Source organism: Sphingomonas bacterium (assembly GCF_903642285.1).
Taxonomy (GTDB): Bacteria; Pseudomonadota; Alphaproteobacteria; order Sphingomonadales; family Sphingomonadaceae; genus Sphingomonas.
On the sequence record NZ_CAHJWJ010000003.1, the window covers coordinates 108,705 to 128,661 of the forward strand.

Genomic DNA, 19,957 nt, shown 5'->3' on the forward strand with positions numbered 1-19,957 from the left:
GGATACCCCACCGGAGATCGCTGCGATCGCGACCTCCGGTGGTTACTGCCGCTTGGGCCTTACCGGCCCTGACGGGCTTTGAGGTTGGCGATGAAGGCAGTCGCCGCCATAGCGATCGTGTCCGTCGGCCGCGTTGCACACCGGGTGTGCATGAACGTCTTCATCTCGGTCGGTGTCGTACCCTTGCCGACGTCGAACCCGGGCGGTGACACGTAGATGTTATAGGCGGACATGAACCCCGCGACCCAGAAACGATTGGCATAGTAATCGGACTGGTCGGGCTTGGTCTCGGCCGCGACCCAATCGCTGCACAGCTTATGCCCGGCACCGTAGGTGTTCGGACCGGCGGGAACGGCCGGGACGGGCGCGCTCGTCTGCGCGCGCGCCGGGACGGTAACGGCGAGGATCAGCAGCGCCGCGACGGTTTTCACAGGCCGCTCCTGCCCGGGTCGCCCGACATCACTTCTTCATCCGCAACATAAACCGGTCGGTAGCGAAATGTCCGGTTTCGCTGTTCGAGCCCGCGCGATTGTCACTCGGGTTGCGGAGCAGATCGCCTTCCGCGGCGAGCTTGAACCCCGCAGCCGTCAGTTCCTGCTTCGCGACATCTTCGTCCATCCGGTGGACGGTCGACGTGACGGCGAGACCGGCACCGGGGGCGGCACTGTGATCTTCGACATAGAAAATACCGCCTGGTTTCAGAGCGTCATACACCGCGTGATCCATCGCGGCTATGTTCGCGGTCGGGCCGTTATGGAAGTCATGATAATTCTCGGTGGTCCAGAACAGGTCCGCCTTCGCCGCAAGCGTCAGATGCGCGTAATCGGGAACGCTCACGATCGACACGTTGGGATAGGCTGCCGTGATCGTGCTTAGGGCGGCCAGCCCGTTCGGCCGCGCCGCCTGAGCCGCGGTGACGATCGCATAAACTTTGCCTCGCGGACCGACCGCCTTGGCGAGAAGACGCGTGTAATAGCCTCCGCCCGATCCAAGTTCCGCGACCACCATCCCGGGACGAACACCAGCGAAGGCGAGCACTTCCGCCGGCTTCCGGTTCGCGTCCCGGACGCGGTCGGCGTCTGGACGCGTCGGATCGGCGACGGCAGCGGCGATCGCGGGCGACGTCCGCGCCCCAGCGATGCCCGGCACGGTGCAAAGCAGAAGAGCTGCAAAAAGGGAAGCGGAGGGGATACGGATCATATGACGTCTCCAAATGACGACCAGAAAAGCGAGAAAACTCCGGCAATCTACCAGACTCGAAGCACCTTACTCACAAATCCAGTCATGTTCACGCGGTTCCGGCGACGGGATCGAGCGGCACGTCGGTCGCGCTCTCGGCGATAGGGAACTCGGCGACGCGGAAGCTGCCGAACTGGCGCCGGCATGCGGCCGTAAGCACGATGCACGCGACGCCGCCGACCAGCAGCAGCGCCGCGGGGGCGAGCGGCAATTCGCTGATGGGGATGTGCAGGCTGAGCAGCAACGCGCCCACAAGCGGCGCCGCGAGGGCACCCAGCCGCCCCGCCGCCTGCGTCCACCCCGTGCCGCTCGACCGGATCGCGGTTGGATACAATAGGCCGAGCAACGCGGTCAGCCCGAGCTGCACGCCCGTCACGCAAAAGCCCGCGCCGGCGATCACCAGGTCGTGCACCGCGGGCGGCAGGCTCGTCATCGCGATGGCGGCCACTAGCGGCGCGCCGACGAAAAACATCGCCACGAGCGGGACCACGCCCAGCCGGTCGATGACGAGCAGCAGTAGCACGCCCGCCGCGAGACCGCCGATCGAGAACAACGACGCACTCGCGCCTGCCGAGGCGGTGCTCGCCCCTGCCGCCTGTAGAAGCGTCGGCAACCAGGTCAACGAGAAGAAATTGGCCATCTGGTTCGCCGCCTGGCAAATCCACAGCATCGGCGTCACCAGCGCGAAGGCACCCGCGAACAGCGGCCGCATCGAACCGCGCGCTGGCGACGGACCGGCCGCGGTCGGGATCGCGAAACGGCTGTCCTCGCCGATGGCCAGATCGGGGCGCAGCCGACGGGCGAGCCGCCGCGCGCGTTCGCCGTCGTCGCCGCGCTCGACCAGATATTTGATGCTCTCGGGCATGACCAGCGCGACCGCGACCGCGACCGCGAGCAATACCGAACCCCCGACCACCAGGATCGCGTGCCAGCCATAGATCGGGACAAGCGTCCTGGTCACCAGCCCGGGCTGCGCGATGCCGAGCGCGACGCCGAGACTGACGATCACCATGACCCGCCCCCTGATCCGGCGCGGTGTGATCTCCGCGATCAGCGAGCCGACATTGGGGAACACGCCGCCGACCATCAGCCCGGTGCAAAACCGCAGCACCACGAGCTGGCCGACGCTCCCGACCTGCGTGGTGACGAAGTTGAGGATGCCGATCGTCGCCAATCCGACGATGATCATCGGCTTGCGCCCGTAGCGATCGCCGAGCAGGCCCATCACCGGACCGCCGATCATCATGCCGATGATCCCCGCCGAAAATGCAGGAACAAGAGCCGTGGGAGGCAAGTGCCACTGCTTCAGGAGTTCCGGCGCTATGTAACCGAGCGATGCCAGGTCGTAGCCGTCGCTCGCCATGGCCAGGACGGCGAGTACGACCCACGCTATATTGATCGGCCTGAACCGCTGGCCGTCCACAAGGGTGTCCAACCGAAGCACGTCCGCCCTCATGGCTCTATCTGACACCCTTGCCCTCCTTCAGCATTTTCATGACATCAAACCCGAACGATCGGCTGTGACGGCAAGCGATCCTTCGGCGATGTTCAAACCACGCGTTCGGCGTGTCGCGCCCCGCTCGCTTCCTGTTTCGTGTCCCACCCGGCCGCCAGATCGAATAGCTGGCTGCTCCAGCGTCGCCCTCGCCAGGCGACATATTGGTCGGGTCGCACCAGCGTCAGCGGCAGCGGATAGCGGGTCTCGGCTTCCAATGCACTCAGTTCGACGACCGCGAGCGGCTCGCCCTTCGCGACCGCGTCCTCCTTCGCCCGCCGAACGTCGGCGATGTCGGCATCCGGGGTCACGACCAGCGCGAAGCCCTGTCCGAACTCGTCGTAGACCGAGCCGCCGTCAGCCCGCCACAGATGCGGCGCGAGGCAACCGGGACGGCTCGAAGGCGTGTAGACCCGCGTATCGCCCTTTTCCGGTGCCGACCCCTCGCTCGCGATGATCGGCGAGGCGGTGTAGCATCCTCCCAATACGGTCCCGAGCGTATGGAATTCCCGCTCCTTGGCTGCATAGATCCGCTCGCCCACCTCGCGGCGAAGGCGGTCGCCTGCTTCGCCCGGCGCTTCCAGCTCGTCCGTCCAGAAATCGTTGGATAGAACGGAATGGTTCGCCGCGGCTTCCGCGATCACCTCCTCATGGATCGCGCGCCGTTCGGTCTCGTAGCTTTCGAGCAATCCGGGCCCACCCCAGCCCTGCAGCGTCGCGGCCAATTTCCAGCCCAGATCCGCCCCGTCCGCCACACCCATATTCATGCCGAAACCGCCGAATGGCGGGTGGAGGTGGCACGCGTCGCCGATCAGGAAGAAGCGGCGGTCACGGTACTTGTCCGCAATGAAGCTGCTGGCGACCCATTCGTCGCTGCTCATGATCTCATACGGCAGGTCGATCCCGGTCGCGTCGCGTATCAAATCGGCCGCGTTCTCGGTCGTGACCTCAAAGCCCTTGGGCAATCTCGTCGGCATGAAATACCAGACGTCGTCCTTGTCCATCGGTCCGATCAGACTGGGTGCGACCGGATTGACTTGCCAGAACATCACGGAGGGCGCGTGCGAATGCGCCTCGGCGAGACCCGGTGCCCGGAACACGACGTTATAGTTGCGGGACAGCCCGTACTGCCCCTCCAGCTTGGCACCGATCAGTTCCCGTATCGCGCTGCGCGCACCGTCCGCACCGATCAGATAGCGTGCCCGCACCTGCCCTTCGGCACCGCTTCGCACGTCGCGCACCGTGACCAGCACATGCTCGGCGTCCTGCGTGGCGGACACGAACTCCGTATTGAAGCGGATTCGAACCGACGGGAGCGTGTCGGCATGCTCCCGCATGACCTGTTCCAGCGTGTATTGCGGAATCCACTGACCATGTTCGGGGTACAGGTCGTTGCGGGTCGGCTCGAAATTGGATGTATTCTCGATCCGGGTCAGCCCGAACCCGCCCAGCCGGGTGACGAAGCTGACATTGGCGGGATAATCGACGCCGAAGGGCGCGGCGGCGGCGAGCTTGTCCGCAATGCCCCAACGCCGGAGATGGGTGCGGGTGCGGACGTTCGTGGTTTTCGCACGGGGGGCGTAGCCGACGCGTTCGTTGCGCTCGATCAGAAGCGTTGGTACGCCACGCGAGCCGAGTTCGATGGCCAGCGCCAACCCACTCGGGCCGGCACCGACGATCACGATCGATTGCTCCCCCAGCTCTTCCATCTATGTCCCACTCCCTTGCCGCGGCGGAACCGATATTTTCCGTCTGCCCCGGCACCTTCATATTTCGATCGGACAATAGATCGGTGCGCACGAGCCGGGAGGATGGCAAAACGACGCGCCCGTTGCCGCGCGGGCATCACTCGGCGCGGCGGTCAGACTGCCTTGAGCAAGCCAGCGCCATGATCGAATATGGTCACGCCAGCGCCATTGTGTCCTGCCCGACCGCCGGTTGAAAGCCTTGCACGTCCACCTCGTAATTATGAACGAAGTCTTTCGGGACATCGGGGCCCCAGCTGGCGAGGCTGTCTTCCATCTCGTAATTGGTCGGCGTCCACAGTGAATGGTCGTCGATATAGTCCATATCCGAGAAATATTCGAACCACGATCCCCAGGGATCCTGAATATAGTGGAAGAAGTTGGAGCCGATCGTGTGGCGACCGAAGCCCCAGTCGCCGCGCCTGCTCTTGGCGAGCAGCGCGCGGCCGCCGCGACCGACCTCGTCCGGATCGCCGACCTGAAAGCTGGCGTGATGGAATCCGACGCCGGGCGACTTCGCAAAAGCGACGACATGATGGTCCGAATTCTTTCGCGCGCAGGTAAATGCGATGATGTCCTGCGCGTGATCGGCAAGGCCCATACCGAGCGCGCCGGTCATGAACGCGACGCTTGCGGGCACGTCGGGGCTGAACACCAAGATATGACCGAGCCGGAGCGGATTGGCGGGCGGGTACGCGCTTTGCGGCAGCACGGCCGACCGGCGCTTGCGCACCACCCGGCCTGGCCCATTCACCTCAAACGGCGTTTCGGCCGCAGCCAGTTCGGGATCGGCCGGTCGCTCCGATAAGCGGATCAGCATGCCGTGGGGGTCTTCGATCCACAGGCCATTGTCCTCGAACCCCTCCGGCGCGGCAACCACCTTGCCGCCATGCGCCGGCACTGCGGCGGCGATGGCGTCCAGTTCCTCGGCCCGCAGCGAGATGTGGTGGAGACGCTTCCTGGAATACCCCCCCAGCAGCACGATCGAGGCGCGATCCTGGCCTTCGCAGCGCAGGCGCGCCATATTACCGTCGATCTCGGCGACGAGCCCCGCATCCGTATAGAATTTCACGCCCGATTCGACGTCCGGCACTTCCAGTGTCAGCGACAGCGCACCCAATACGGCCATGATCTTTCTCCTCTGCCTAGATATTTAGTACGGATACCGCCGATTCAAGCGTCATGGACAGCATCGCTACATCAAGGAGTTCGCCGCGACCTTCGCATCCGGGCGTGCCGCTCCGGATGTGTTCCTGGTCGCGCGGGGCCGGAGGAAGGCGCTGCGTAGCGTCGACCCGTACATCGTAGCGACCGGGCGGCTAAGCGCTAGCGGCGCGGGCCGGGGTTGACTGCCGACGCGAGACGGGATGCCGCGACCTGTCGGATTGGCGCGGGTGCCCGTCGGATACTCGCACACCGCCCGCCGCACGGCCGCACCGGCCGGGAGCGGAATGGCGCGAACGCGCACCGTTCAGCCCGCTACCCGGTTCTCGATCGCGCCGATGCCGTCCACTTCGCAGCGAACGACGTCGCCAGCTTGCAAAAATCGTGGCGGCTCCATGCCGACGCCGACACCTTCGGGCGTACCGGTCGCGATCAGGTCGCCGGTCTCCAGCGTGAACGCTTGCGACAGATAGGCAATCTGTTTCCAGAGACTATGAACCATCTGCCCGGTATTGTTCTGCTGACGCAGTTCGCCATTGACGTAGCAGCGCAGGTCGAGCGCATGGGGGTCCGCGATCTCATCCGCCGTCACGATCCACGGCCCGATCGGCCCATGCGTGTCGAACGACTTGCCCATGGTGAAGGTCGGCGTATGAAACTGCCAGTCACGTGCCGACACGTCGTTGGCGACGGTGTAGCCGAACACATGATCCCTGGCGTCGGCCTCGCTCACGCCTTTCGCGGGCGCGCCGATCACCGCGGCCAGTTCAACCTCATAGTCGAGCTTCTCGGTCACGCCCGGCTCGATCACGTCATAGGGCCCCGAGATGCAGGTCGTCTGCTTGTTGAACCAGGTCTGGTGCGCGGAGCGCTTGACGCCGAGCTTGTCCGCTTCTTCCAGATGCTTGGCGTAGTTCATGCCGATCGCCAGATACTTGCCCGGCCGCTCGATCGGTGCCAGCAGGGTAAGGTCGGAGAGCTTCAGGGTCCGCTCGGCCCCCTCGACCAACGCCCGCAATGCGGCGAGCGCCTCGGGTCCTGCGCCCGCGATCTCGCGGATCGTCGACCAGCGACTGCCGGCCGCGACGAGGTCCACAACGTCGTCACCCTTCATCGCGCCGATCCGCGCTCCGTTTCCCATGTCGAATCGTACGAGTCGCATCCGCGCTAATCTCCGTTCTTCGCTCAACCGCCTTTTCGTCACGCGTATCCTGCGCTCGCGTGGCCCGGTTTTATCCATCTCGACTAATGGCGCATACCGTCTGAGAAAACGATAGCAAACTTAGCGCGGCGATGCCATTTACGGAACAGTATGAAATTATCGCATATCCGCGACCTCGTGGCTGTAGCGGAGCTTGGCGGGTTGCGCCGTGCCGCGCGACATCTTGGCGTTGCGCAGCCCGCACTTAGTCGCAGCATCCGTGACCTCGAGGCCGATCTCGGCACGATGCTGTTCGAGCGTGGGCCCACCGGTATGACGCTGACCCCGGCGGGGGAGGCGTTCGCGCGCCGCGGCGTCGCAGTGCAGATGGAACTCGCACGAGCGCGCGACGAACTGCGCCAACTTCGAGGCGAGGGCGGCGGGCAAGTCGCGATCGGCTTGTCGACCGCCGCGCATGTCGCCCTGCTCCCCCGGGTGTTGCCCCCCTTTCTCCGTCGGTATCCCGACGCGCGGCTCAAGATCAGCGAAGGCCTGTTCCCGGCGCTGGAGCCGGAATTGCGGCTGGGCGCGCTCGATTTTTACGTCGGTCCGCTGGCCGAAGAGCGTCTGGGTGGCGAGTTCCTGGTCGAAAAGCTGTTCGACAACTACCGTGTGGTCCTCGGTCGCTGCGGCCATCCTCTCGCGGACGCGACGACGCTCGGCGAACTGGTGGACGCGCGATGGGTCGCGACGTCCGTCACGATGATCAGCGCTGCCGAACTCAACCCGCTGTTCGAGCGTCGCGGGTTACCTGCGCCGACGATCGTCGTGCAAACGCAGAGCGCGCTGTCGATGATAACGGTGGCGGCCTCGACCGACCTGCTTGCTATGCTGCCCCGGCAATGGCTGGGGTTGGAGCCGATCAAGACGCTGCTTACGCACATCCCGCTCGATGAGGTGCTGCCGGCACCGACGATCTGTACCGTCAGTCGCGCGCGGCTGCCGTTGACGCCGGTTGCGCAGCATCTGCACGATCTGTTCCAGCGTGCGGGCCGCAATGAGTGACGGCAGGGGCCTGCATCGACAAGGCCTCGTCAATCGTCCAGATACGCCGGATCGGCCGGATGCCCTGGCCTGCCGGCGAGCCAAGCCGCGCCGCGGGCGTATAATCGTTCGATCTCGGGTCCGGTACGCCCCGGCATGTCACGCTTGACGGTCATTCCCGCCTGCGTCTGAAGATAACCCAGGTGACGATAGCCGACCGGAAAACGATCAAGCAACGCCTGGTCGAGGGTGAGCGTGGCATCGGGCGCGACCGGGTCCATCCGATCGCGTTCATAGATCGGTTGCCGCCAGACGATCCCCCATCGCCCCGCACGCCGCTCGCAGCAGTCGTAGAAACGTCCCTCACAGGTGACGTCGACCAGGACGTCGTGGACGACCGAACGCTGACCGATCGTCATCTTGGTCTGGATCACCGCCCGATCGCCCGCGAGCTCGATGTTCGTCCCGCCGAGGAAATGTTGAACGTCGACACCGCGCGTCCAGGCCGCACGGGAGCCGGCGACGAAGTCGGCACCGCTCGATTGCTGCCAGGTCGCCGACATCACCGAATCTTCGTGCCACAGCGTCAGCAACTTGTCCCACTGACCGCTGTCGCGCCACACCGCCCAGTTTTCCACCATGTCGCGGAGCGCGGTGCGATCTTCCATGTCAGGCGAAACTCCGTCCGATGAACCAATACGTTCCCAATGCTACCAGCCACGAGCCCAGTACGTCGACCGTTATCGCGCGCGGGGTCGCCAAGTGCGCGCGGCGGACCATGACCACGACGCCGGTCGCCGCCAGCACCACCGTCAACTGCGCCATCTCGACGCCCAGGTTGAAGCCGACCAGGATCTCGGCCAGCTTCTCCGGCGGCAAGCGGCTTTCGAGCAGGTCGGCGGCGAATCCGAAGCCGTGGATCAGCCCGAACACGGTCGTCACCACCATCCGCAGCCGCCCCGTGTTCTGGAGGTGGCCCGATACGAACAGGTAGCAGGTCGTGAACAACGCCGCGCCAAGCAGCAGCAGCGGCGGCAGCGTACCATAGCCCAACAGCCGCAGCCCGGCCATCGCCAGCAGGATCAGGCCCGTCGCGAAGGCGAGCTTGGTCGGCCGCCGCAACGAGACGACGATGTTCTCCACCCCGATCAGCGCGATGGTGAGCGCGACCAGCGCGTCGATATATTCCGCATGCGGCCGGATCAGCCCGGTGACCGCCAGCCCGAGCGTCATGCTGTGCCCGATCGTGAAGCCGGTGACCACGAACACCAAGTCCCGAAGCCGCCGCGAGATCAGCACGAGCCCGAGCAGGAACGACATATGGTCGACGCCGGTGAAAATGTGCATCACCCCCATGCCGACGAACCGGAAGAACCCCGCATCGCCCAGTTCGCCGCCCTGGCTCTTCTTCAGGTCGAGCGTGCGGCTATCGTCGGTGAACAATTGCTCCACGAAGTCGCCGCTCGCGAACTGTATTTGCGCGAGATCCAGGTGAGTGGCGACAAGGTCGAAGAACGCGTCGAAGCGCAAGCTGATCGGCGCTGCGCCCGGACAGTCGAACACCATCTCGGTGCGACGGTATCCCGTAGCGGCCAGTACCATCCGAGGCTTCACCGCGGCAGGACATGCCCGGTCGCCCGCGCTCGCGCCGACCCGCGGCGCGAGATAGGCAAGCACCTGTCCGTCAGTGGGTCGTCGGCCGCCGTCGAGACGCGCCGCTTCCAGGTCCGGGATCGTCACTCCGACGCGGATGATCCGACCGTCGATCGTCCAGGTCGAGTGGGTCTCGCTGCGCGTATGCGCGAGCGCGGGCCCGCTCCCGAGCAGAACCAGCATCGCCAGCGCGAGCCGCCACCAGAGGATCGGGCCGCGTGTCATTGGAATCCCGGCGCGATCTGGATGTCGGCGCGCTTGCGCAGGAATTGATCCGCGCCCGCCTGGATTCGCGCGACCTTGTCCGCGCGATAATCCGCCAACACCGTCTCGCGCACGCGATCATAGGGTTGCAGGATCGGCGGGACGTTGCGGGTCATCGCCAGGAGGTGGACGCCGTCCGGCACCACGACCGGGTCGGACACCTGCCCGTTCGCCAGCCCGCGCGCCACCGCGAACAATCGCGGGCCCAGGTGCAGGCGCGCGGCGAAGTAGAACTCCTCGCCGTCGCTCGTCCGCCCCGTGTCCTTCAGGCCATAGGCCGTCACCGCCGCGCCGACCGGCCGGCTGCCACGGATCGCCGCCACGGCGGCGCGCGCCGCATCAATCCCCGGCGCGCGATAATCCACGACCGTCATGACGCCTTCATCGGCGTAAGTGGCCGCACGGGCGCGATAGAAGTCATGCAGGTCGGCTTCGGTGGGCTGGGTGGCGTCCGCGTCGACCGCCTGTTGCCCCTCGACCGCGCCGACCAGTGCTGTGCGCACCTCCACCACGTCGTTCTGCAGACCGAGCTCGATGCCGCGCTGGACGTATAGTTCCTCGCGCACCATCGTATCGAGGGTCTTGCGCTTTTCCGCCGGCGTCGCCTGGGCGAGTCCATGTCCGTAGAGCGCGTTCAACTGCTGGGTGTAGTCGCTCATCAGGATGGGCACCTGGTTGACGATCGCCACGTCCTCGGGTGGCACCCCGGCGATGCGCGTGCCCTGCGCGGTGAACAGCCCGGCACCCGCGACCAGCAGCCCCGCGACCGCCCCGACGCCGCACAGGATCAGCGAGCGCCGCTCCGACGGGGCGGCGAACCGACGCGCCCGGGAGTCGATGACCGAGGGTTCGTTCATGGGGCCGCTCGCGTCTGCGGGTGGAGAGAAGCGACGTACACGGCCACCGCGCGCGCGTCGTAGGGCGACAGGGCCCGGGCGAACGCGGGGCTGACACCGGCGAGCCCATGTTCGAGGGTATAAGCGATGTCCGCCTCGCTGCCGTTGCCCTTCAGCCATTTGCCGTCGACGAGGTTCGGCGCGCCGATCGAGGGGTCACCTTGCGCGTCGCTGCTATGGCAGTCGTAACAGCCCGCATCGCGCATGAACAACAAGCGCCCCCGCTCGATCGCGGCGCGCTCGTAACCGCCGTTGCCGTTCGCCGCACGCAGGAACGCGACGACGTCGCGCAGCCCGGCGGGCGTCAACGGTGGCAGCTTCTCGCGCGCATAGGGCACCGCCCTGGCGTAATTGGGCATGGCCGCCAAATCCCATCCGCGCGTGTCGCCGGCGCGGATGCCGTGAAGCACGATCTGCTCGATCTCGCTCGCCTTGCCCGAGCCGTAGAGGAAGTCGTCATCCGTCATGTCCGGCACCGCGCGCTCCCGGCTGCCCTTCGCGTCCACGCCGTGACAGGAGGCGCAATGCGCGGCATAGACCCGCGCACCGTCCGCCAGCGCGACGGCACGCGCCGGGTCGCTGTCGAGAATCGCTTCGGGATCGACGCGCATCAGCAGCATGCGATTGTCCACCGAGCGGTGGTGCAGGAACAGGGCGGCCATGATCGCCGCCGCGAGCACCAGCCCCATCCACCATAGCAGCCGCGAGCCACCCGTTATCATTCCTTTCGTCATCTCGCCCGCCATCATAGATTGACCGTCACGCTGAGGCGCGCCGATCGCGGCTCAAGCGGGTGGACCTGGAAGTCGGTCACGCCCGCGGCAGGCTCGCCGGGCAAACGCGTGGTGTAATAATAATCGGCTGCATCATCGCGGCTGTTGAACAGGTTGAAGACGCCCAGTCCCAGCCTCAGGCCGTGCGACAAGGTGTAGCCGGCGTTCAGGTTCCACTCGCTGAAACCGTTATCGGTCGGGTAAGCCTCGCCATCCGCTAGGTGATGCGTCCCCAGCCGGCGCCAGATCAGGCTGCCCGACCAGCGGCCAAGACCGTCCACGAGGATGCCGGTCGAATAGATGAAGTTCGGCGCGTCGGCGATATATGGTTGGTCCAGGCCGAACGCTGCCAATGCATAGCTCCGGTAGCGCGGCTTGGAAAAGGCGAGATCCGCATTCAGTTCCAGCCAGCGGAACGGATGGTACTGGCCGGATATCTCGATGCCCTGCCGGCGGCTCGGCGCGCTTGCCTCGTCCTGGCCGACGTCCGCATTATACGCCAGCTCCGACGTGAAGTCCTGCTGGAACAGCGCGAGCTGGAGTTGCAGCCTTGCGATGATGTCCGAACGCACGCCGACCTCATAGCCGGTGGTGGCGGCGAGCAGAGGCGTCGGACCGCCCGCGATCGGGACGCCTTGCGCCGGCACCGTGCCGAACACGCCGCGGACATCGTCCGAGTGGAACCCGCGCCCCGCGCTGACGTAGAACTCGGTCTTCGCCCACGGCCCGAGGATCAGGCTGCCCTTGGGCTGGAACAGCCATTGCTGGCCGCGCCCGCCGGTGCCCGTCACCTCGCTTTGGTCGGTGGCGTGGTAATATTCCTCGCGCAGGCCGACGACGGTGCGCAGCCACGGCGTCCAGTGCAGCGTGTTCTGGATGTACGGCCCCAGATCGAGCAGATGGACCCGGTCGGCGTTGCAGTAACTGTCCACCGCAGCATAGCGCGTGACGGATCCGTCCGGCTGTTCCAGCGTACAATAGGGCAGGATCATGGTCCGGTTCAGCGTGTGACGGCGGCTGACGAAGACATCATCGTAGCGCGCCTGCAGGCCGAAAACGGTTTCGCTGTGGATTGCGCCCAGATCGTCAGCGACCGTATAGGATGCCGCGCCGCCCAGCGTCGTCCGCCCCTCGTCCTGTGCTTCCTGGTCGCCGTTCACCGGATCGTCGAGGTAATGGGTGAAGTCGTTGACCAGCTCCATGGTGCTGTGGATGCCGTAGAGGCTCACCGCGAGTTGGCCGGGGCCGACCGGCTTGTCGAGATGCGTGGACAGGCTGTAGCGCAGCGACTTGCTGTGGTCGGTCGGGTCGAGCGTGCCGAAGCGGCCGATCAGCCCGGCATCGATCGCGCGCAGCGGCTGATCCGTGGTGAGCCCACCCCCGCTTTTGTAGAACAACCCGGTCAGACTGAAGCCGTCCGTCGCGTCGCCCTGGCTGTAGCGGAGCGCGGCATTGACCTTCTTGAAATCCAGCCCCGGCTGCCAGGGACCGTTATAGCGGGTCAGGTCCGCCGCCGCTGCCAGCCGCTGCCCGCCCGAGAAATGGTAGGTGCCGCCGCCGGCAACCTCCTGATAATCGTTCGTTCCCACCGTTACGGTCAGTTGCGTCGGTATCTCGTCCGCGAGCCGGGTGTGTGCGCTCGCGACCGCGCCGAAGTCGCCGATCGCCGCGTAAAAAGGGCCCTTGGTGTAGTCGATCGCGCCGACGATCTGCGGGATGAGGAAGCCGATGTCGGAATAGCCCTGCCCGTGCGTGTTGGTCGGGCGATTGACCGGCATGTCGTCGACGAAATTGGCGAAATCGGTGCCATGGTCGAGATTATAGCCGCGGATTAGGTACTGGTTGGCCTTGCCCTCACCCGAATGGACGGTGACGATCAGGCCCGGGATGCTTTCGAACAGTTCGCCCGAGCGGAACACGGGGCGGAGCTGCACCTCCTTCCGGGTGATCGTCCCCTGGCTCGCCGTCGTCGCGCGCCCGAGCAGATCGGCCCGCGACGCGGTCACCACGATATCGCTGCCTTGCTGAGCGGTGTCTGCGGCGGCGGGGCTTGCGGGAACCGGACCCTTCTGAGCCAGAACATGGCCCGGACAGGCGAGCAGGGCGACAGCGGACCAAAGCAAACGACCCACGAGGCACCCTGTCCCAACCTTCCGCTCGCGATGGCTCGCGGCGGTGGACTGATGTTGGAGGCTGACGCGGGTCGCCGTAAGGTTCGGGACGGTTTCGCCGGGGTTACAGCAGCGTTACAGGTCCCCGCTTTTGACGGATGAGGTCAGTAATTGCTGCGCGTTGGTGAGGTAGAGCTTCTCGCGTGTCGCCTTGTCGAGGCCAAGGCTCTCGATCGAGCGTATCCCTTCGCGGATATACATCTCGCCGCCCTCGGGATCGAACGGGCAGTCGCTCGCGAACACCACTCGGTCGTCCCCGAAAAAGTCGAGCCCGCAGCGCAGCGCCGATGCGGAGCCGCCCAGCACGGTGTCGCCATAGAAGGAACGGAAATAGTCCATGAACGGCCGCTCCAGCCCGCTCAATATCTGGCTGTAATCCTCGTCGCTCGTGCGCGCGCCGAGCTGCGCCCACAGCGTTTCCGCCCGGCCCGCGAAATAGGGCAGCATCCCGCCGCAGTGATGGGTGAGGATGCGAAGCCCGGGGACACGGTCGAACAGGCCGGAAAACACCATCCGCGCCATCGCCGCGGTGGTCTCGTACGGCCAACCCATCACTTGCCAGATCTCATAGCGCGATTTTGGCTCGCTGGCATAGTCGGTGAAGCCTGCGGGACGCATCGGATGCATCCAGACCGGCACGCCGTGATGGTGCGTCGCCCGTTCGAACACCGGCAGGTACTCCGGGTCGTCCAGCGGACGCCCATTGACGTTGGTCATCACCATCACGCCGCGCGCGCCGAGTTCGTCGATCGCGCGGTCCATCTCTTCCAGCGCCGCGGGCACGTTGTTCATCGGCAGCGCCGCGACGAAATGGGGGAACTTGTCCGGCCATTTCTGGCAGATTTCGAGCAAGCCGTCGTTGCAAACGCGCGCCGCGTGGGGGGATTCGTCGGGGCCGCCAAGCGCCTCGGGCGGCGGGCTGGCAGGCGAGATCACCTGCTGAAGTTCGGGCCATTTGTTCAGCATCTCGACCCGCGCCGGCATGTCCCAGAGCAGGCGGATGCTGGTCAGCCGCTTGACCATGCCGGGATCCTTGTACCGGGTGCGCACCAACTCGAGATAACCGGCTGGCATTACATGATTGTGGATGTCGATCTTGCGCATGACCGACGTCGGGCTGTCCATGGCGGTATTCCTTTTGGCTGGGGAAGAGGCGGGCGCACCTGCTCGGACGACGGTTATGGCCAACGCGTCGGCGGGGCAAGCGTCGCGCGCGCCTTGCGTCCGCTGCTTGCGCTGCCCCATGGCCCCGCATCATTCGCCCGAAAGATAGCAGTTCAACCGTTTCCTGAGTACGTGCGCGAAGGGCTGCCCGACGATGCTCTCGAACCGCGCCTCGGCAAGCGCCACGCCGCAGCGCATCTCGTCCAGCATGATAAGCCCGGCGGGCATGAACGCGACCGTCTTCGCCCGCCGATCGACGGGGTCGGGTCGTCGCTCCACGAGGCCGAGCGCTTCGGCGCGATCCACCAACTCGCGCATGGACTGTTTCGTCATCCGCCCCCGCGCGGCAAGCGTCGTCAGACGGGTGCCGTCGAGATCGAGGTTGCGAAACAGCACGAGCAGCACCTGGGTGACTTCCCGGTGCCCCCGCTCGTGCACGAAGCGCAGCAGGTCGCGGGCGAAACGCCGCGCCGCGAGCGCCAGGATCCGTCCGGCATTGCGTTCGCGCCAGCGCGCCGCGACCGTCTCGGAAGGCGTCTCCGGGGGCAAACCGATATAGCGGCTCAGCTGGTGCGTCATGTCTTCGAGAAACGCCGCTCCGACCACATCGGCGAAGTGAGCCTCCGCCTGTCGAATGCCATTTTCGAGCGCTTCCAGCACGCGGACGCCGTCAGGCGTGAAGCGTACGATCTTGGCGCGAAGATCGCGCGGATCGGCGCTGCGCTCCACGATCCGCAAGGCTTCGGCCTTGTCGACCAGCTCGATCATGCTCTGCTTCGTCTGTCCCGCGCGCGCGGCGAGCGTGGTCAGCCGCGTCCCTTCGACGTCGAGATTGAGGACCAGCGCCATCATCGCATCCGACGCGTATGCGACACCGCCACCGCGCATCGACCGCGACTTGTGACGCACGAACATGTTCGTCGCCGCAAACAGAAGACGGCCGACATTGCGCGTTCGCCAGTCCGCGTTGCTTTCGACCGACGCCGATGGCTTTTCGACCTGGGCCGCTTCGATCATCAAGCGGCGACGTCGGTCAGGATCGCCTGATAATCCTCGTTGGTCGGCACATAGGGGCTGGTACGATTGAAGTGGCTCCTGACCATGTCGTCGACCAGCTTCGCCCTGTCGCCCGTCCGGTACCCACTCGCCGCGAGCGTCGCAGGGAGCCCGAGCGACTTGACCAGCGCGCGCAACGCATCGGCAAGATCTTCGCCCGAACCAAGGCCGATCGCGCGGGCGAGCCGCGCGGCCTTGTCCGGCACATACTCGGCGAGCATGTGAGTCGTCCGGGGCAGCGCGACGCCGATCAGTGTGCCATGATGCACGTCCTGATCGCCGCAGACCAACGCGACGGCATGCGCAGGCCCAAGGCCCTTGTGGATCGCCGCCCCGCCCGAGAAGGCCGCCGCCATCAGAGACGCGCGCGCCGCGTCGCCGTCGGGCTCGAGCGCCTTGTGCACGTCCGCGAACACGCGCGCCGCGCCGTCGAGGGCCAGCGCATCGATCAACGGATTGGCGGGATTGGCGAAAAAGCCCTCCACGCAGTGGGAAAGCGCGTCGATCGCCGTCGCCGCGATCAACCGCTTGGGCAAGGTGCGCGTCAGGTCCGGGTCGCAAAGTGCGACCCTGGGTACCAGCAGCGGATGCCGGGTGCCGAAGCCTGGACCGCCCGCCACCAGGTGAAGCGCGGCGACCGGCGAACACTCGCTGCCCGTACCGATGGTGGTCGGGATCGCGACCAACGGCACGACGGCGCCGATCAGCTCGGGCTTGCCGATCAGGTCGCGTGCCCCGCCTTCGACGGTGCCACCCGCCAGCGCGGCGACGATCTTGGCGGTATCGAGCACCGAGCCGCCGCCAAGCGCCACCACCCCATCGCACCCTGCCGCGCGATAGGCGGCGAACGCGCCGTCGGCACCCGCGGCGGTCGGATTCTCAGGCACATCAAGATACATCGCGGCAAAGTCGGGCACAGCCCGCTCGACCGCCGCGACCAGCCCTGCCCCTTCCAATCCGCGATCACTGATCAGCAGCGGGCGGCGCACGCCGAGCAGCGCCAGTTCGGTTCCCAAAACAGCAAGACCGCCCGCCCCGAATACGAGCCGCGGGAGCACAAGAGCAGGGCCCATCCAATTCTCCTTGCCGCATCGCGGCTTGCCAGTGCGCGTCCGCACGCATAGTAAGGGAGCAGAACAATGTCCAGTTTGCCGCGCGCATCCCCGTTCGGCCGAACAACAGGAGAGACTGCGATGAACCTGATGACCAGCATGACATCCGGCACCCGACAGACCACTCATTTCATCAACGGTCGCTGGACGGAACCGGGCGGCCGCACGTTCGAGGACCGCAACCCGCTGAACGGCGAAGTCGTGGCGGAGATCGCAGCGGGTGGCCGCGCCGAGTCGGAAGCGGCGGTGGCGGCCGCGGCGGCGGCGTTCCCGGCCTGGGCGGCGATGCCCCCCGCCGAGCGCCAGCGGCTGTTCTTCAAGGCAGCCGACATCTGCGAGCGGCGGCTGGACGAGATCTGTCAGATCATGGCGGCCGAGATCGGCTCCAGCAAAGTGTTCTCCGCGTTCCAGATCCGGCTTTCGGCGGCGATGCTGCGGCAGGCGGCGAATTACGGCTATATGCCCTATGGCGACGTGATGCGCAGCGACGTGCCGGGTCGCATCGCGCTGGTGACCCGCAAGCCGTTGGGCGTCGTCGCGGGCTTCACGCCCTGGAACGGCGCATTCTACCTGGCGTGGCGCGCGTTCCTGCTGCCGATGGCGTTCGGCAACACCACGGTGATCAAGCCGTCCGAAGAAGGCCCGATTTCCGCCGGGCTGATCCACGCCGAGATCCTGGAGGAAGCGGGCTTTCCCGCGGGCACGTTCAACGTCGTCACCCATGCGCCCGGCGAGGCGGCGGCGGTGGCGGACGTGTTCTTCGAGAGCAAGGCGGTCCGCTGCATCAACTTCACCGGATCGGACAAGACCGCGCGCATCCTCGGCGAGCGCGCTGGCCGGGCGCTCAAGCGGATGGTGCTGGAGCTTGGCGGCTTCAACCCGATGATCGTGCTCGACGACGCCGATATCGCGCATACCGTCGACGCGGTCACCTTCGGCGCGTTCCTGCATCAGGGTCAGGTATGCATGAACACCCGCAAGGTCTATGTTGACCATGCGATCCATGACGAGTTCGTCGACAAGCTCGCCGCCAAGGTCCGCGGACTGAAGATCGGCGACGTTCGCGATCCCAGCGTTATCGTCGGCCCGCTGATCAACGATCGCGCGGTGCGTCAGGTCGAGGAGCGGGTGAAGGACGCGGTCGACCGGGGCGCGACGGTGGTCACCGGCGGCAAGGCCGACGGTATGATCTACGAACCCACCATCCTGACCAACGTGCCGTCCGACGCGATGTGCACGACGGGCGCGGACGAGACGTTCGGTCCCCTGCTGGTCATCGAACCCTTCGACGATCCCGAGCAGGCGCTCCGCGCCGCCCAGGACACGCCTTACGGGCTCAGCGCGGCGATCATGACCAGCAATCACGCGCGTGGGTTCGACATGGCGCAGCGTTTCGACACGGGCATCGTCCATATCAATGCGCCGACCATGGCCAGCGAGGCGCAATTGCCGGTGGGCGGCGTCAAGGACAGCGGCTGGGGCCGGTCGGGTCATTACGCGGTCGAGGATTTCACCGAGTTGCGCCTGACCACCATGTCGCAGCGTCCGGGCATGTATCCGTTCTGACGTCCTATCGTCGCAGCGAGGTCGGACGGGCGGGTTCACCCCCGTCTTACCTCGCGCCGGATATCGGCATCCGCACGGGATGAACGTGGTGGAGGAAGCGGTTGCGAGCGGCGAGGACTGGAACACGGTCCTGATCGGGCAAGCGGCGTTGCTGCGTGACCAACAGGCGCTCGGCCGCTCGCCTTCGCTGGACCGATTATTCGATTTCCTGCTGAAATGTTCGCTGGAAGGACGCTCCCCCAAGGAGGTGGAGATCGCCAATCGGGTGTTCGCCCGCCACGGCGACGGCGCGGATCAGGACGCTTCGGTACGCGTCTATGTCCACCGTCTCCGCCGCAAGCTTGAAGACTTCTATACCGGACCGGGTTCGATGCAGCCGATGCGGCTGGCGATCCCCAAGGGTGGCTATCGCCTGACATTGGAGCCAGCCCCGCATGCCTCGGTCGATGCGTCGCCGTCCGCGGCTCCGCCGGTTGCCCGCACTCGCCGCTGGATCGAACTGCTTGGCGTCGCGGCGTTGGTCATACTGGCGATCGTCGTGACCTGGACGGCGGCAAGCCGCCCCGATCCGATCGATGCGCCGCTGATCGCCGACCGCGCCAATCCGCTCTGGGCAGCGACCGTCGCCGACGGTCGCCCGCTCGTCATCGTCGTCGGCGATTATTACGTTTTCGGCGAGACGGATGGGGTAGGGGACGTCTCCCGCCTCGTGCGCGAGTTCGACGTCAACTCCGCTTCCGACCTGCAGCATCTGGCAGCCACCCGGCCCGATCGGGGCAAGACCAGCGTCGATCTGGGGCTGAGCTACCTGCCCGTGGGGGTCGCGAGCGCCTTGCGGGTCGTGACCCCGATCGTGCGCCGCAACGACCATGCGTTGCGCAAGCCGACCGTCGTGCCCGCGTCACAACTCACGCCCGACATGGTGAAGAACGACGACCTCGTCTACCTTGGCTATCTGAGCGGGCTCGGGAGCCTCCGCGATCCGGTGTTCGGCGCATCGCGGTTCACGATCGGCGGCACCTATGACGAGATCGTGGACCTCAAGGCGGGGCGGCATTATCTGGCCGGAACACATCTGAAGTCCAATCAGGCGCAGCCGAGTGAGGATTACGCGCTCATCAGCAGCTTTGCGGGGCCGACCGGGAACCATGTGGTGGTGATCGCGGGCACTCGGGATGCCGCGCTGATGCAGGCCGCCGAGTTCGTGACCCGGCCGGACTCGCTTAAGAGGATCACCGACCCGCTTCATGGGGCACCCGCCTTCGAGGCGCTGCTTGCCGTCGAGAGTCTGCGCAATGTCGGGTTGCGCGCGCGGTTGCTGATCACGTCTCCCCGCCCGCGCGAGGCGGACTGGTCCGGTCGCCAGACGCAGCCGTTCCCGGACGAACTCGATGAGTCGTCGCCTACTGCCCCTAATCTCTGACACGCCGTCGACACCCATTTGACAGCCGGTGCCCAAGCGTTGCAGGTCCTT

The 19,957-nt window shown here is 66.1% G+C and carries 17 protein-coding genes; 3 read left to right on the forward strand and 14 right to left on the reverse strand.

The genetic code is table 11. From position 1 onward, the window contains the following. Positions 1 to 59 precede the first annotated feature (59 nt). The 6 genes from HUU99_RS02640 to HUU99_RS02665 form a co-directional block, all read right to left on the reverse strand. Positions 60 to 431, reverse strand: coding sequence for a hypothetical protein (locus HUU99_RS02640; RefSeq protein ID WP_174285018.1), 372 nt, complete (start codon positions 429 to 431; stop codon positions 60 to 62). Between the two features lie 28 nt (positions 432 to 459). Then, a complete protein-coding gene (locus tag HUU99_RS02645; protein ID WP_174285019.1) occupies positions 460 to 1,200 on the reverse strand; it encodes a class I SAM-dependent methyltransferase in 741 nt (246 codons plus the stop codon). 88 nt (positions 1,201 to 1,288) lie between these two features. Next, positions 1,289 to 2,710 (reverse strand): MFS transporter, encoded by a 1,422-nt coding sequence (locus HUU99_RS02650; protein ID WP_174285020.1) that lies wholly within the window; start codon positions 2,708 to 2,710, stop codon positions 1,289 to 1,291. Between the two features lie 77 nt (positions 2,711 to 2,787). After that, entirely contained in the window at positions 2,788 to 4,443 is a 1,656-nt protein-coding gene (locus HUU99_RS02655) for an FAD-dependent monooxygenase (protein WP_174285021.1), read from the reverse strand. A gap of 193 nt (positions 4,444 to 4,636) precedes the next feature. Then, entirely contained in the window at positions 4,637 to 5,608 is a 972-nt protein-coding gene (locus HUU99_RS02660; RefSeq protein WP_174285022.1) for a VOC family protein, read from the reverse strand. 342 nt (positions 5,609 to 5,950) lie between these two features. Continuing rightward, complete coding sequence (locus tag HUU99_RS02665) at positions 5,951 to 6,805, reverse strand: fumarylacetoacetate hydrolase family protein (protein WP_174285023.1); 855 nt, start codon at positions 6,803 to 6,805, stop codon at positions 5,951 to 5,953. 150 nt (positions 6,806 to 6,955) lie between these two features. On the opposite strand from HUU99_RS02665, the gene HUU99_RS02670 reads away from it, so the two are divergent. Continuing rightward, the gene (locus tag HUU99_RS02670; protein WP_174285024.1) at positions 6,956 to 7,849 is read left to right on the forward strand and encodes a LysR substrate-binding domain-containing protein; all 894 of its coding nucleotides are present in this window, start codon (positions 6,956 to 6,958) and stop codon (positions 7,847 to 7,849) included. A 29-nt stretch (positions 7,850 to 7,878) separates the two neighbouring features. On the opposite strand, the gene HUU99_RS02675 is transcribed toward HUU99_RS02670, so the two are convergent. The 8 genes from HUU99_RS02675 to HUU99_RS02710 form a co-directional block, all read right to left on the reverse strand. Next, positions 7,879 to 8,496 (reverse strand): nuclear transport factor 2 family protein, encoded by a 618-nt coding sequence (locus HUU99_RS02675; protein WP_174285025.1) that lies wholly within the window; start codon positions 8,494 to 8,496, stop codon positions 7,879 to 7,881. Position 8,497: 1 nt separating this feature from the next. Next, complete coding sequence (locus HUU99_RS02680; RefSeq protein WP_174285026.1) at positions 8,498 to 9,706, reverse strand: HupE/UreJ family protein; 1,209 nt, start codon at positions 9,704 to 9,706, stop codon at positions 8,498 to 8,500. Then, positions 9,703 to 10,602 (reverse strand): peptidyl-prolyl cis-trans isomerase, encoded by a 900-nt coding sequence (locus tag HUU99_RS02685; protein ID WP_174285027.1) that lies wholly within the window; start codon positions 10,600 to 10,602, stop codon positions 9,703 to 9,705. Before HUU99_RS02685 ends, HUU99_RS02680 begins: the two co-directional genes overlap by 4 nt. Further along, positions 10,599 to 11,375: a c-type cytochrome gene (locus HUU99_RS02690; protein WP_174285028.1), complete on the reverse strand. Its 777-nt coding sequence runs from the start codon at positions 11,373 to 11,375 to the stop codon at positions 10,599 to 10,601. Before HUU99_RS02690 ends, HUU99_RS02685 begins: the two co-directional genes overlap by 4 nt. An 11-nt stretch (positions 11,376 to 11,386) precedes the next feature. Further along, on the reverse strand, positions 11,387 to 13,420 hold the full coding sequence (locus tag HUU99_RS02695) for a TonB-dependent receptor (protein WP_254602879.1): 2,034 nt from the start codon (positions 13,418 to 13,420) through the stop codon (positions 11,387 to 11,389). A 240-nt stretch (positions 13,421 to 13,660) separates the two neighbouring features. Beyond that, positions 13,661 to 14,710 (reverse strand): amidohydrolase family protein, encoded by a 1,050-nt coding sequence (locus tag HUU99_RS02700; RefSeq protein ID WP_217430741.1) that lies wholly within the window; start codon positions 14,708 to 14,710, stop codon positions 13,661 to 13,663. Between the two features lie 129 nt (positions 14,711 to 14,839). After that, complete coding sequence (locus tag HUU99_RS02705) at positions 14,840 to 15,766, reverse strand: MarR family winged helix-turn-helix transcriptional regulator (RefSeq protein ID WP_174285029.1); 927 nt, start codon at positions 15,764 to 15,766, stop codon at positions 14,840 to 14,842. After that, positions 15,766 to 16,878: an iron-containing alcohol dehydrogenase gene (locus tag HUU99_RS02710; protein ID WP_174285030.1), complete on the reverse strand. Its 1,113-nt coding sequence runs from the start codon at positions 16,876 to 16,878 to the stop codon at positions 15,766 to 15,768. The genes HUU99_RS02705 and HUU99_RS02710 overlap by 1 nt, the downstream gene beginning before the upstream one ends. 120 nt (positions 16,879 to 16,998) lie before the next feature. Here HUU99_RS02710 and HUU99_RS02715 point away from each other — a divergent pair, with 120 nt between their 5' ends. Next, positions 16,999 to 18,483, forward strand: a complete 1,485-nt coding sequence (locus HUU99_RS02715) for an aldehyde dehydrogenase family protein (RefSeq protein WP_217430742.1) — start codon at positions 16,999 to 17,001, stop codon at positions 18,481 to 18,483. Between the two features lie 79 nt (positions 18,484 to 18,562). Then, the gene (locus HUU99_RS02720) at positions 18,563 to 19,906 is read left to right on the forward strand and encodes a helix-turn-helix domain-containing protein (protein WP_174285031.1); all 1,344 of its coding nucleotides are present in this window, start codon (positions 18,563 to 18,565) and stop codon (positions 19,904 to 19,906) included. The last annotated feature ends 51 nt before the right edge of the window (positions 19,907 to 19,957 follow it).

What these genes read in the sequence shown, in the direction of transcription:
- HUU99_RS02685 (WP_174285027.1), bottom strand. Translation starts at nt 10,602, where the DNA reads ATGAACGAACCCTCGGTCATCGACTCCCGGGCGCGTCGGTTCGCCGCC.
- HUU99_RS02690 (WP_174285028.1), bottom strand. Translation starts at nt 11,375, where the DNA reads ATGACGAAAGGAATGATAACGGGTGGCTCGCGGCTGCTATGGTGGATG.
- HUU99_RS02645 (WP_174285019.1), bottom strand. Translation starts at nt 1,200, where the DNA reads ATGATCCGTATCCCCTCCGCTTCCCTTTTTGCAGCTCTTCTGCTTTGC.
- HUU99_RS02680 (WP_174285026.1), bottom strand. Translation starts at nt 9,706, where the DNA reads ATGACACGCGGCCCGATCCTCTGGTGGCGGCTCGCGCTGGCGATGCTG.
- HUU99_RS02675 (WP_174285025.1), bottom strand. Translation starts at nt 8,496, where the DNA reads ATGGAAGATCGCACCGCGCTCCGCGACATGGTGGAAAACTGGGCGGTG.
- HUU99_RS02655 (WP_174285021.1), bottom strand. Translation starts at nt 4,443, where the DNA reads ATGGAAGAGCTGGGGGAGCAATCGATCGTGATCGTCGGTGCCGGCCCG.
- HUU99_RS02705 (WP_174285029.1), bottom strand. Translation starts at nt 15,766, where the DNA reads ATGATCGAAGCGGCCCAGGTCGAAAAGCCATCGGCGTCGGTCGAAAGC.
- HUU99_RS02715 (WP_217430742.1), top strand. Translation starts at nt 16,999, where the DNA reads ATGAACCTGATGACCAGCATGACATCCGGCACCCGACAGACCACTCAT.
- HUU99_RS02665 (WP_174285023.1), bottom strand. Translation starts at nt 6,805, where the DNA reads ATGCGACTCGTACGATTCGACATGGGAAACGGAGCGCGGATCGGCGCG.
- HUU99_RS02670 (WP_174285024.1), top strand. Translation starts at nt 6,956, where the DNA reads ATGAAATTATCGCATATCCGCGACCTCGTGGCTGTAGCGGAGCTTGGC.
- HUU99_RS02710 (WP_174285030.1), bottom strand. Translation starts at nt 16,878, where the DNA reads ATGGGCCCTGCTCTTGTGCTCCCGCGGCTCGTATTCGGGGCGGGCGGT.
- HUU99_RS02700 (WP_217430741.1), bottom strand. Translation starts at nt 14,710, where the DNA reads ATGGACAGCCCGACGTCGGTCATGCGCAAGATCGACATCCACAATCAT.
- HUU99_RS02660 (WP_174285022.1), bottom strand. Translation starts at nt 5,608, where the DNA reads ATGGCCGTATTGGGTGCGCTGTCGCTGACACTGGAAGTGCCGGACGTC.
- HUU99_RS02720 (WP_174285031.1), top strand. Translation starts at nt 18,563, where the DNA reads ATGAACGTGGTGGAGGAAGCGGTTGCGAGCGGCGAGGACTGGAACACG.